Raw genomic sequence first — 12,585 nt, 5'->3', positions numbered from 1 at the left:
GTCTTTGGGAGACATGTGTGATTTGAGTAACATAGAATTTGTAAAAAAAGTCATATTTCCGTCACAGTAAAAATATAAAAAGGCTTTCTGCAGATTTAGCTGCAAAAAGCCTTTGGGTAAATAATTAATATTATTTCAACACATCGTGGTCCACATAACGCTCGCCATTTAGCTCGCTTAGGATTTCAATCGCCACTTTAGCTCCATCGCCAGCTGTAATAATCGTATGAACACTTACACCTGCCGCTACTCCTGCTGCCCATATTCTAGGCTTACTTGTCCGGCCTGCTCCATCTGTAGCAATTACGGTCTTGATTCTCGGTTCTATGCCATCCTTTAATTCCAGCCCGATATGCTTAGCCAAATCTGTAAGCGCTCCCGTAGCAAGAATTACGTGGGCTGCTTCATAGCTTCTGCCCGATTCCGTCTTGATCGTAACTGATTTACCGCCATTGGTATCCACCACGGAGACTTTCTCTTCAATAAATTTGGCTCCAAATTTAGCAGCCTGCTCACGGCCAATCTTAAGAAGATCGGGACCTGAGATGTCTTTGACGCCATAGTGGTTCTCAATCCAGGCCCGCTTGGTCATACTGGTGTTGCTGTCAATTACCAAGGTTTCTTTGCCTGCTTTGGCCAGGAACAAGGCTGCACTAGCTCCAGCCGGTCCGGCTCCAATAATGATGATCTCTGCCACTAAAGCACCTGCTTTCTATAATAATCAGGCCAGCTTGGAAGAACACTGGCTTTTTTTATTCTACCCAGGCTTCTGCCCAGGATTGAATCTGCTCCATAACGGGCTGTAGTGCTCTTCCTTTGTCTGTCAACTCGTATTCAATCCGGACGGGCGTCTCTGGATACACGTGGCGAACCACGATACCTTCACACTCCAGATCCTTCATACGCTCAGACAGCATCTTATCACTCATAGACGGAATAAGCCCAGAAATGTCCTTGAACCGCTTAGGACCGCTCATTAAGGTCTGAATGATCAGACCGTTCCATCTCTTCCCGAGAAAAGAGAACGCAGTTTCAAATCGCGGACACAAATTCCCTTGACCCTCCATATCAATCACCTCTTCGTCATCCGGTCAGGGTATAACCGAAAAAACTTACGTTTAGTTAGTATATATATTTTACAACATTTTGCTTATAAAGAAAACCAGGATAATACCTGATTATATACAATATATACGTGAAAGGGTATACAAAATGAACGTTTACCAACAAAAAAGCCAAGACTTATTCCGGCAGCTTCCGAAAGTTAGTCTGGCTTATTTGTCTTAAACTTATTTAATTATGTCTTGAATACTAGAAATTAACGATCTGTTGCTGTTATACCCACCACATGTCCGCACTGGAGTCTTCAATAATGATCGACTGCAAATTGCGTACCGCCTTGGTGAACCCTTCCTCAATGGACATCAGACCGTCCTCATGCTCTATGCTGACTACATAGTCATATCCAACCAGACGCAGTGCACTAATAATATCCGCCCATGTCTTGATATCATGACCATAGCCTACGGTACGGAACTGCCAAGCGCGATCAAGCATGTTGGTATAGGACTGCATATCTGTGATGCCGTATTTGTTCACATTGATAGGATCAATCACGGTGTCCTTGGCGTGGAAGTGATGAATGGCTCCTTCGCGGCCTAGAATGTGAATGGCTTGAACAGGGTCAATGCCCTGCCACCACATATGGCTCGGGTCAAGATTCGCACCGATGGCCTCGCCCGCCGCTTCCCGAAGGCGAAGCAGGGTAGCAGGGGTATGCACAGAGAATCCACCATGCAGCTCAAGTCCAACTTTTACCTTATGTTCAGCCGCATATTTCCCCATTTCAGTCCAATAAGGAATGACCTTATTCTCCCACTGCCATTTCAGAATTTCCTGGTAGTCGTTCGGCCAAGGGGCAACCGGCCAGTTCGGGTACTTCGCATCCTCATGATCGCCAGGGCATCCCGAGAAGGTGTTCACCACTGGTACCTCGAGCAGCTCCGCAAGCTTGACGGTCTTCAGAAAGTCTTCGTGATCCGCCTTGGCAAGCGCCTTCTGAGGATGAAGCGGGTTCCCGTGGCAGCTTAGCGCGCTGATGGTAATCCCTCTGGAATCGAGAGCTTTCTTGAACTGATCTCTTGCGGCTTTGTTCTCGAGCAATTCATCCGGATTACAGTGCTTGGTGCCCGGATTCCCCCCGGTTCCAATCTCAACCGCCTTTACCCCTTGGGATGCAGCGAAATCCAATGCTTCTTCAAAAGAACGGTCTCCAAACAAAACTAGAAATACGCCTAATTTCATAACTTGTCACCCTCCTATTATTTAATCAAAATATACCGTCTTTCCTGTTCTAGCAGACTCATAAATTGCTTCCAAAATTTCAGTAACCACCAGAGCCTGTTCAGGCTTCACAAGCGGTTCATGATCTTCGAGAACCGCCTTTACCCAGGATTTGGCCTCCAGATACGCATCTGTCTCTTCTTCACCTTCGTAGAAGGCCACACCGCCCGAGCTAAGATCTACCTTGGTCTCCCACAGACGGCTGTTCTTCTCTCCGTTGAGACGAAGACCATTCTTCATGTCAGCGCCGCCTTCTGTTCCGCTAAGAATGGTCTGTGCTTCACCAATCTCAAGCACATTGAGAGCCCAGCTGGATTCAAGAATAATGGTCGCCCCGTTCTTCATCGTGATAAATCCAAACGCGGAATCTTCAACTTTGAATTGTTCCGGATCCCAGGAACCGAAAGCATTGGCTGCATTTTTGCGGCTGCCAAGCTTATGGAACACCGAGCCGGTAACGCTCTTCGGCTCATAGTTGTCCATCAGCCAGAGGGTTAAATCGAGGGCATGGGTTCCGATATCAATAAGCGGTCCTCCGCCCTGCTTCTCTTCATCGAGAAATACTCCCCAGGTAGGAACAGCCCGGCGACGGATGGCAAGCGCCTTACCCAGATAGATATCTCCAAGCTCACCGTCTTCACATAGCTTCTTGAGATATTGACTGTCACTGCGGAAGCGGTTCTGGTAAGCAATGGACAGCTTGTTGCCTGTGCGTTTGGCCGCTTCCAGCATCGCTCTTGCCTGATCAGAAGTCTTAGCCATGGGCTTCTCACACATTACATGCCGGCCGGATTCCAGGGATGCAATGGTGATCTCAGCATGGGAATCATTCGGCGTACATACATGCACGACCTCTGCTCCACTCTCCTCGAGCAATTTCTTGTAGTCTGTATAGACCTTACTGTTCTCGTTACCGTATTTCTCTTTGGCTTCCACAGCGCGGTCTTCCAAAATATCGCAGAAGGCAACCAGTTCTACCTCTTTCTGTTTGGACAAACTCGGCAAATGTTTGCCTTTGGCAATACCTCCACAGCCGATTACGGCTACTTTCAACACTTTGCTCACGATTATATCCTCCTTAATATTTATTCGCCTGCATATAATAGGCAGCTAGATCGGCAGTACTTTCAAGCAGAATATGTCTGCCTTCACGTGATGAACGTTCAAAAGCATGCATGGCTTCCAGGACGTGGTAGGCTTGATGCCCATTAGCCCGGTGCGTTACTCCTTCATGGATCGCTTTCGCCATATCTTCAACCCCGCGGCCTCTCTCATTCTCTCCAGATTCAAATAACGAAGGTATGATCTCCCATCCATCATTACCCGATCTTCTCAGCTTCACCTCGCCATTAAAATAGTTCGGGTCCGGCAGATGCAGGGATCCTTCCGTTCCGTAGATTTCAAGCCACGGAAGCATGCTTCCTCCTGAAATATCAAAGCTCATAATCATCGTCCCGATGGCTCCCTCCGCAAATTCAAGAGTTCCGCTGTAGTGGGTTGGGGTCTGAACAGAAATCGATTTACCCGCATTCTCTCCAGTATGTACAGTCCGCTGCGCTACCTGGATACCTGCTGATCCGCTTATTCTCCGGATCGGTCCAAGCAGATTTATCAGTGCTGTTAAGTAATACGGCCCCATATCGAACATAGGACCGCCTCCGGCCGCATAAAAGAAATCCGGATTCGGATGCCATGATTCAGGACCTGAGCCCATCATGAAGGCTGATGCAGCAACGGGACGGCCAATCAAGCCACGGTTAATCGCATCCCGCGCGGTTTCAATTCCAGCTCCCAGAAATGTGTCAGGGGCACTGCCAACCCGAAGTCCCTTCTCCGCAGCGAGCGCAAGAATATTCTTCGCTTCATGCAGTGAAAGGCACAGCGGCTTCTCCACATAGACATGCTTCCCATGTTCAAGTACCAAGAGATTAACTGACCCGTGAGAGGCAGGAATAGTCAAATTAATGATGAGATCAATTTCTGGGGCGTTTAACATGCCCTCTACGGTGTATACGTTTTCAATTCCGAATTGCTTCGCCCTCTCCTGCGCCTTGTCCAGGACTAAATCCGCACAAGCCGTGATCTCGACAAATGGACTCTTGCTCAAGTAGGTGAGATATGCCGGACTTATATTGCCGCAGCCTATAATTCCTGCCTTAAGTTTATTCATGGTCTCATCCCCTTTAAGTGCTGTTGTTATACGAAAAGGACGATCTTTACAAGAGCATTCCTCACTTTGAATCAAACTATTTAACAAGTAATATGGTATTCCTAATTCTGCTGCAGTAAAATGAATAATATGATTGAAACCTGAACAATCTGGTCATTATTTTGTAATGTGTTAGGGAGATATACCATGAACTTAAGCGAGAACTTGCATATATTGGCGGCCGGTTATGCCCAGCACCGCAAGCCCTACTATTCGAGCGACGTGGGCGGACTGGAGCATTACCTAATCCGCATTCAGACTGAAGGCCGAAGCCGGACGCGCTGTGAGGGAAGGCTTGTGAATGTAGAGGCAGGAGATCTATTGATCTTCCCGCCTGGAGAACCTTATGAGCTGCGCATTGAGGCACTCGAGAATAAGCAGAGAGATCATACGCTTTTTAGTGGAGATTACTATATCCTCCTTCGAGGCAAGTGGATGGACGAATGGTGGAAGCAGCGAAAGCGCCCTAATAAGATCCGTGTTCCTTTATCCGAGGGCTTTATCGGGATATTCCGCCAAATCACACTGGAGCAGCAGAGAATCTCCAATCCGTCACCCGAAATTGCCGAGTATTACCTCCGCATTCTATGTCTTGATATTGACAGACAGCTGCAGGAGCTCCCGGTTCCCACGCCGCGAACTTATCTGGCTTATCAGATTAAGCAGTATATTGAAGAGAATGCATCCGCCGCTTTCAAGCTGGAAGATGTGGCCGCCCATGTGGGTATTAGCGTATCCAGAGCCGTCCATTTGTTCAAAGCAGCGTTTGGAACAAGTATTATGCAGCATACCCTTGAGGTCAGGCTCAATATGGCCCGCGAGCGGGTGATCTTCAGTCCCTTATCCCTCGAACATATCGCAGAGAGCTCCGGCTTTCCAAGCTATAACTATTTCCATAAGGTATTTCGGTCCCGGTTCGGAATGTCACCCAAGCAGTTCCGCTTGGCTAGCCGGGAGAATATGAACAGCTGAGATGACGAAACTAACAACACCGCCTTCAAGGGCGGTGTTGTCTTATTTGAGCGATAATTAACCACTAACCACGTTGCGGATCGCACGCTGTCTTTCCTGTCTTCTTTTAACCCAAGTACCTAATCCTACTACAAGAGCAATCATAATAAGTTCAAATCCATATTTGACAACTCCGTGGTTGAACCAAGCTGAGATGAGCGGCTCGTCCACCAGCATCTTGGCCGCTGTCCAGGCAAGTACGGCAGCCCCCAGAGTAATAACAATCGGGAATCGTTCTGTCAGCTTCAGAATTACGGTACTTCCCCAGACCATAATAGGTACCGAAATGGCCAGGCCTATAATAACCATCAGATTATCCCCATGGGCCGCTCCTGCCACAGCAAGCACGTTATCAAGCCCCATCATGGTATCGGCAATAATAATCGTTCGAATGGCTGCCGAGACCTTATTGCCAGCCTTAATATCATGTCCTTTATCATCCACAATCAGCTTGTACGCTATCCAGAGCAGTGCCAGCCCTCCTGCAAGCCGAAGTCCTGGAATCGCAAGAAGCTGCACAACCAGTACGGTCATGACGACACGTACGAGAATGGCACCTACGGTCCCCCACAGAATGACCTTTCTCTGATCCTCCTTGGGTACATTTCGTGCAGCGAGCCCAATTACAATCGCATTATCCCCGGCCAGAACCAGATCGATCAAGATAATTGACAATAAGATGGACCAGAAATCCAAGCTCATAAAATCCATACTCTTCTCCCCTTTACTCTCGTTATAATGGCCGGTCCACGCAAAAAAAGCGTCACGGCTTTACTTGGGCCGCGACGCTTTACGCATCAAAAGAGACCTTCACCCAAGTTCAAGCACCGGGCAAAGGTCTCGCTAACAACGAATTCGTTGTCAATAAAGCCGGGGATTTCATCCCGTAATGACGACTTTATTGTAAGTAGCTACTCCCCTTTGGGAACCATGCATATTTCTTAAGAGAATTATAGCATAAGTCTTCTACGGGGCGCCAGTGCAAATCCATGGATTTCCTACAAGAGGTCGATTACCTGGTCACACTTTGGTATGATATCTCTATATCAGTATGTTATTCCTTCCCTGAGAAAGGAGCCGCAATGCGTAGATGGCTGGCTGCTGCGGTATATATCTCACTATTCCTTGCCGCACTATTGTATCAACATGAATTGACCGCTTGGTTCAACCATCGCCCTCCCATACCCGCTATGCTTGGTATGACAACCTTGCTGGCCTTGTTCCCCGTTATTCCTTACAAGCTGGTCGTTGGGGCGGCCGGTTACATGTACGGAGCCTGGCTCGGAGGTCTGATCTGTCTTATTGGCTCTACAGCCGCCGGGGTTCTTGTGTATGCTGCTGTCCACTATGCCTTTCGGGAACAAGCAAGAATTTGGTTGTCCAAATTCAAGCTACTTGAACGCTACACACGGTTTGTGGAGAAGCATCCTTTTGAATCGGTTGTCCTGTGGAGGGTGATTCCCCTGCTTCCCCAGATGGCGGTCAATGTGTATGCCGGGGTGTCTACAATTACACTTCGCGTATTTATTCTTGGTTCCCTGATTGGCAAGCTTCCTGGAATTTTCGTATACGCATTTCTCGGCGACACATTAGTCAGTAACCCCCTTCTCTCGCTTCAGATCATGATCATCTACCTGCTGTTTACGGGTGCTGTTCTATGGGGATATAAAAGAATGACAAGAGCGAAATAAGCGATTATAATCATCAGCCCGACAATATAAAGGAGTGAATCGTAACATGAGTAATTCATCCGAGGTTAAACAATTTGCTACGTTTGCGGGAGGCTGCTTCTGGTGCATGGTGTCACCGTTCGAGGAGCTTCCAGGAATACTGAACGTAGTCTCCGGATATACCGGGGGACATGTGGAGAATCCAACGTACGAGCAGGTCTGCTCTGATACAACGGGTCATTATGAAGCGGTGCAGATTACTTACAACCCTGAGATTTTCCCTTATCAAAAATTACTGGACTTGTTCTGGCAGCAGATTGATCCCACCGATGCAGGCGGCCAATTCCATGACCGGGGCGATTCCTATCGGACAGCAATTTTCTACCACAATGAGGAGCAGCGTGAACTGGCTGAAGCCAGCAAGCAGAAGCTTGCCGAAAGCAGGCGCTTTGATAAGCCTATCGTAACGCCTATCCTCCCGGCTGCGCCTTTCTATCCAGCTGAGGATTACCACCAGGGCTATCATCGGAAGAATCCGCTGCACTACAAGCGCTATCGCAAAGGCTCCGGTCGCCAAGATTTCATCGAGACACATTGGGCAGGCCAAGTTAATGAGGATGAGCTGAGACAGCGTCTAACCCCTATTCAGTACAAAGTCACCCGGCAAAACGGCACAGAACCCGCTTTTGCCAATGAATTCTGGAATCATCACGGGGATGGCATCTACGTAGATATCGTATCAGGTGAGCCTCTATTCAGCTCCAAGGATAAATACGACTCCGGCTGCGGCTGGCCCAGCTTCACTCGGCCTCTGCGTGATTATGCTGTGAAAGAGAAGACCGACCTGAGCCACTTCATGGTGCGGACTGAGGTACGAAGCTCGGAAGCCGATTCACATCTTGGCCATGTATTTAATGATGGTCCCGGCGAGAATGGCCTTCGCTACTGCATCAATTCCGCAGCCCTGCGTTTTGTTCCGAAGGAAGAGCTTGAGGAACAGGGATATGGCGAGTACCGCTATCTTTTCAACGCATAATACGGTTTAGAGAAGCTTCAGGAGGGTAATTAGTATACTATACTGAGCTAAGGAGTGATTCATATGCCTTGGAGCAAGAATGACTATCCGCCCTCGATGAAGAATCTGGACACAAGAATTAGAAATAAAGCTGTGGAGATCGCCAATGCCCTACTGGATGAAGGCTACGATGAAGGCCGGGCTATTGCGATCGGGACCTCCAAAGCAGAAGAATGGGATAAGAATCATCCCTCACATAAAAAGTAATAGAAAGAGGACTCTGGGTTTAATAGGGGTCCTCTTTCCTTTATCAACAAAAAGAGCATTCATCAGCTTGATAGCCGATAAATGCTCCTTCTCTTATACACGAACGGTCTTCTCTTTCACAGTGTAAGGAACACGCAGCTTAGGCTCTGCATTCTTCCCATAATTCACAGTCCAGGTAATTACCTTGCCTGCGATCAATACGGCAACAATGGTATACATAGTCTCAAGTACGGGCATGTAGACCAGAGAAATTAATAGTACAACAGCATCCAGTATGATAAATACGGTGCCGATCTTGATCCCTGTGAGTTGGCTTAGAACCAGAGATAGAATATCATCCCCGCCTGTCGCACCGCCTGCACGAAGAACTACCCCTGCGCCGATTCCGGTAAATACTCCGGACAAGACAGCAGCCACCATCAAGTTGTTGTGCAAATCTAATTGAAACGGCGAGAACCGGTCACACAGCTCGTAGAATCCAGAGAAAGCAATGGATGCAATCAAAGTATTCGTCAGGAACTTGCGTCCTTTCAAGAATAAAGCCAAGATAAATACCGGGATATCCAGTACCAATGCGGTCACCGCCGGCGGGAAATTGAATAAATACTTGCCAAGCAGAGAGAGGCCGACAAACCCGCCTTCTGAAAGGTGGTTCTGAAAATTAATATGATAATACGTAAACGCCAGCAAAAAAGTACCGATCAGCATCATAAACAACGGTTCCGAATCAACTAAACTTCTTTTCTTTTTCCTCATACAGAATCCCTCTTATCGTAGTTTGGTTAACCTTACGGCAACTCCCTACGAAGAAGGCCTGAGAGGACATTGTCCTTCGCATTGTCACACTCTTCTTTCGTGGGATATTAGCCGTACACCGACGATCCACGAAAGAAGCTAAGTATAAGAGAGATCACAACGTTTCCAAATCGTCCTTTGGGGAATTGTCCTTCGGGGACACATGGTATCCTGATCCTTTCTTGTTCATTTTGCAGCAACGATTCTAAGCTCTGACTACACAGACCGCTTCGTTACTGCTTACTAATCTTATTATACCACAGCAATAATCATGTCTAAACAGCTTGTATGTAAAAACAATATTATTTCTGAAAACAAATGTGATAAATTTCATTGCATTTTATTGATTTTCACAAAGTATCAACTTTCCGTGTGACGAGAATCACAATATGCCTTTTGCTTAGTTTCTATACTTAGTAAGAATTCAAGTCCAATTACGGGAAGGAAGAAACAGTCAAATGCTAGATCAACAAACCATCGATATTATCAAATCTACCGTCCCTGTTCTCGAAGTGCACGGACAAGACATTACTAAAACCTTCTATCAGACGATGTTCAGAAACCATCCTGAGCTGCTTAATATCTTCAATCATGCCAACCAACGTCAAGGCAAACAATCCGCCGCTTTGGCCAACGCCGTATATGCAGCGGCAGCTCATATTGATCGGCTGGAAGAGATTCTCCCGGTTGTAGTTCAGATTGCTCACAAGCACCGGGCGCTTGGCATTCTGCCAGAGCATTATCCTATTGTCGGTGAGAACCTGCTGGCAGCCATTAAGACTGTTCTTGGCGATGCAGCTACAGACGAGATTATTGAGGCATGGGGCCGTGCTTATGGAGTCATTGCGGATGCCTTTATCGGAGTCGAGCAGAAAATGTACGAGGAAGCCGAGCAGCAGCCTGGCGGCTGGGATGGCTTTCGTCCATTCGTGGTCGAGCGTAAGGTACGCGAGAGCGAGCTGATTACTTCCTTTTACCTGAAGCCGACTGACGGTAAAGCCATCGCCTCTTTCGCGCCTGGACAATATATCACCGTCCGGGTTAAGCCGGAAGGCCAGGAATTTACCCATCTGCGCCACTACAGCCTGTCCACTGCACCTAATCCAGAGTATTACCGGATCACTGTGAAACGTGAGGACGCGGCCGCAGATAAACCTGCAGGAGCCGTATCTACTTATTTACACAACTCTGTAGAGGAAGGCAGTATTCTAGATATCAGTGCGCCAGCGGGCGTATTCGTGCTCGATCAGACCCAAGATACGCCTATCGTGCTTCTCAGCGGTGGTGTGGGCCTTACTCCTATGGTTAGTATGCTGGAGACTCTGCTCAAGAATAATCCTGAACGCGAGGTTGTATATATTCATGCCGCACGCAGTGGAGTCTATCATGCGATGAAAGATCACATAGCCGAATTAACCAAGCAGCATACGAACCTCAAATCTTATCTAATCTATGAGGCACCCGGCCAGGATGAGGTTTGCGACAAGATTGGTTATCTTGATCTGGCTTGGCTTCAGCAGGTAACCGATCCGAATTCGGATTTCTATTTCTGCGGCCCGGTTCCTTTTATGAGAGCAGTCAATGAGGCTTTGAAGACTTGGGGAATTCCGGCTGAACGGACGCATTTTGAATTCTTTGGTCCAGCAGATAGCTTGTAATATTATCTTCTAAACTTGTGAGCATTCCGGTCTCTTCATATTTCTGGACCCGGGATGCTCCTTTATCTTTTTCTCTAATAAACCCAAAAAGCTGATCCTTCTCCTTATTCAGGTTAAGATCAGCTTTTTTGCTGCCTTTTGATGCTATAGTTAGTGTCCTCTCAAAAGACGGTTGACCGTCTCGCGGCGTACTCCAATCAGCTGGCCAATCTCCTCTTGGGTCAGGAAATCGGTCAATGGCACCCCATGTGAATAGCTATGCATCCACTGTGTTAGCAGCTCTAATCGCTCAGCCGGTGTTCCTACAGTCAGATGATCCAGCCGCTGCTGCATGAATCTGACCTTCTCCTGAAGCAGACTGGCTACCTCAAGCGGCTTCTTAGGATCCTCTTCAAGCTCCCGGTACCATTCGTCAGCCGGAATAGCTTCTACTTCACTCCGGATCAATGCGATTGCAGTTCCGTGAGTCTCCTTAGGTGATATTAAGGAATGATGTGGGACCGTCTCTCCTGGATATAAAATATTGAACAGCACCATGTTCCCGTTCTCATGAAGCCGGGTTACTTTAAAAAGGCCGCTCTTGATTTTGTACAAGTAAGCTCCATCATCCCCCTGATGAAACAAGATCTCTCCTTTGTGCAAAATCATGCATATCTCCCCTTATCAATAACATTCTGATAACCTTTGTCTATTAAATATACCAATATTTTGGATCGCTTGCTCAGCTTCCGGCAGCATATAGGCCAGAAAGTGAAACACACTCCACATATTGTCCCAGATCTCAAGCGTTACGTCTACACCTGCTTGTTCAGCCCGCTCGCGCAGCCTTACCGCATCACTCAGCAGGACCTCCATACTCCCGACTTGAATAAATAGCGGGGGGAGTCCCGCAAGATTCATTCTCAGGGGAGACAATATTTCTGGAGCCGCACTCTGCCAGCTGCTGAGGTAGGCAGCAAGAATTCGCTGATTCCCTTCCAGACTGCCGGTAGGATCCTTCTCTTCATTAGTCACATAGGAGTCTCCGTCCAAATGAACAAGATCGGAATGAGGAGATAACAGGAATGCTCCTGCAGGGAGATCTTCTCCCCTATCCCGCAGGGTGATTAAAGTCATCAGGGCCAGGGTCGCCCCAACGGAATCGCCGCCAAACATAATTTGACTGGCTGAATAACCTTGTTCCCTAAGCCAGTAGTAGGCAGTTAGAGCATCTTCATTCGCAGCCGGGTAAGGGTGCTCTGGGGCTAGGCGATACTCAAAGGCTAATACTTTAACTCCACTGTAATGCGAAATCCTTGCAGCAATATCCCGGTAAAAGAGACATATTCCCGCGACAAATCCGCCTCCATGGAAATAAAGCACGACAGTCTGTTCATGAGTTGCCGCCGCGCTTACCCATTCCCCATGTAGACCCTTTATGTTCACTGGCTCGGTAAGTAGACCCTCCATGCATGGAAGCCCGCTTGGTGCTTCGCTCATTTCGCGTCTTATCTGTTCTAACGGACGTAACGGATCACTCATTTGTCTTAAATGTGCCCTTATGCCGGCAAGCTGCTCTGGATGGGTATGTTTCATATTTACGCCTCCTACAGGTTTGATATCCTTACTCTAGAACCT

The 12,585-nt window shown here is 47.7% G+C and carries 14 protein-coding genes; 5 read left to right on the top strand and 9 right to left on the bottom strand.

Annotation, left to right across the window (positions count from 1 at the left end):
• Nucleotides 1–130 precede the first annotated feature (130 nt).
• The 5 genes from ACEN86_RS08440 to ACEN86_RS08420 form a co-directional block, all read right to left on the bottom strand.
• The gene (locus ACEN86_RS08440; protein ID WP_495633842.1) at nt 131–697 is read right to left on the bottom strand and encodes an FAD-dependent oxidoreductase; all 567 of its coding nucleotides are present in this window, start codon (nt 695–697) and stop codon (nt 131–133) included.
• 55 nt (nt 698–752) lie between these two features.
• A complete protein-coding gene (locus ACEN86_RS08435; RefSeq protein ID WP_495633841.1) occupies nt 753–1,067 on the bottom strand; it encodes a winged helix-turn-helix transcriptional regulator in 315 nt (104 codons plus the stop codon).
• A gap of 268 nt (nt 1,068–1,335) precedes the next feature.
• Nucleotides 1,336–2,304, bottom strand: a complete 969-nt coding sequence (locus ACEN86_RS08430; protein ID WP_495633840.1) for a sugar phosphate isomerase/epimerase family protein — start codon at nt 2,302–2,304, stop codon at nt 1,336–1,338.
• A gap of 21 nt (nt 2,305–2,325) precedes the next feature.
• A complete protein-coding gene (locus tag ACEN86_RS08425) occupies nt 2,326–3,408 on the bottom strand; it encodes a Gfo/Idh/MocA family protein (protein ID WP_495633839.1) in 1,083 nt (360 codons plus the stop codon).
• Between the two features lie 13 nt (nt 3,409–3,421).
• Complete coding sequence (locus ACEN86_RS08420; protein WP_495633838.1) at nt 3,422–4,513, bottom strand: Gfo/Idh/MocA family protein; 1,092 nt, start codon at nt 4,511–4,513, stop codon at nt 3,422–3,424.
• Between the two features lie 186 nt (nt 4,514–4,699).
• Here ACEN86_RS08420 and ACEN86_RS08415 point away from each other — a divergent pair, with 186 nt between their 5' ends.
• Nucleotides 4,700–5,524 carry an AraC family transcriptional regulator gene (locus ACEN86_RS08415; protein WP_495633837.1) on the top strand — a complete coding sequence of 275 codons (825 nt, stop codon included), beginning with the start codon at nt 4,700–4,702 and terminating at the stop codon, nt 5,522–5,524.
• A 57-nt stretch (nt 5,525–5,581) separates the two neighbouring features.
• Here ACEN86_RS08415 and ACEN86_RS08410 read toward each other — a convergent pair whose 3' ends face one another.
• Nucleotides 5,582–6,274 (bottom strand): TerC family protein, encoded by a 693-nt coding sequence (locus ACEN86_RS08410; protein WP_495633836.1) that lies wholly within the window; start codon nt 6,272–6,274, stop codon nt 5,582–5,584.
• 371 nt (nt 6,275–6,645) lie between these two features.
• Here ACEN86_RS08410 and ACEN86_RS08405 point away from each other — a divergent pair, with 371 nt between their 5' ends.
• The 3 genes from ACEN86_RS08405 to ACEN86_RS08395 all read left to right on the top strand — a co-directional run bounded on the left by ACEN86_RS08405 (nt 6,646) and on the right by ACEN86_RS08395 (nt 8,515).
• Nucleotides 6,646–7,254, top strand: a complete 609-nt coding sequence (locus ACEN86_RS08405) for a TVP38/TMEM64 family protein (protein ID WP_495633835.1) — start codon at nt 6,646–6,648, stop codon at nt 7,252–7,254.
• A gap of 46 nt (nt 7,255–7,300) precedes the next feature.
• Nucleotides 7,301–8,269 carry a peptide-methionine (S)-S-oxide reductase MsrA gene (gene msrA / locus ACEN86_RS08400; RefSeq protein ID WP_495633834.1) on the top strand — a complete coding sequence of 323 codons (969 nt, stop codon included), beginning with the start codon at nt 7,301–7,303 and terminating at the stop codon, nt 8,267–8,269.
• A 63-nt stretch (nt 8,270–8,332) separates the two neighbouring features.
• Nucleotides 8,333–8,515 carry a DUF2188 domain-containing protein gene (locus ACEN86_RS08395; RefSeq protein WP_495633833.1) on the top strand — a complete coding sequence of 61 codons (183 nt, stop codon included), beginning with the start codon at nt 8,333–8,335 and terminating at the stop codon, nt 8,513–8,515.
• A 93-nt stretch (nt 8,516–8,608) separates the two neighbouring features.
• On the opposite strand, the gene ACEN86_RS08390 is transcribed toward ACEN86_RS08395, so the two are convergent.
• Nucleotides 8,609–9,271 (bottom strand): YitT family protein, encoded by a 663-nt coding sequence (locus ACEN86_RS08390; protein ID WP_495633832.1) that lies wholly within the window; start codon nt 9,269–9,271, stop codon nt 8,609–8,611.
• A 497-nt stretch (nt 9,272–9,768) separates the two neighbouring features.
• On the opposite strand from ACEN86_RS08390, the gene hmpA reads away from it, so the two are divergent.
• Complete coding sequence (gene hmpA, locus ACEN86_RS08385; RefSeq protein ID WP_495633831.1) at nt 9,769–10,968, top strand: NO-inducible flavohemoprotein; 1,200 nt, start codon at nt 9,769–9,771, stop codon at nt 10,966–10,968.
• A 150-nt stretch (nt 10,969–11,118) separates the two neighbouring features.
• Here hmpA and ACEN86_RS08380 read toward each other — a convergent pair whose 3' ends face one another.
• Both ACEN86_RS08380 and ACEN86_RS08375 read right to left on the bottom strand, forming a co-directional pair.
• Entirely contained in the window at nt 11,119–11,616 is a 498-nt protein-coding gene (locus ACEN86_RS08380; protein WP_495633830.1) for a Crp/Fnr family transcriptional regulator, read from the bottom strand.
• 15 nt (nt 11,617–11,631) lie between these two features.
• A complete protein-coding gene (locus ACEN86_RS08375) occupies nt 11,632–12,543 on the bottom strand; it encodes an alpha/beta hydrolase (protein ID WP_495633829.1) in 912 nt (303 codons plus the stop codon).
• Nucleotides 12,544–12,585: the final 42 nt, after the last annotated feature.

This window comes from Paenibacillus sp. Paensp111 (assembly GCF_059492195.1).
Note: the sequence above shows the minus strand (reverse complement) of the source record. Positions and strands in the feature narration are given on the sequence as shown.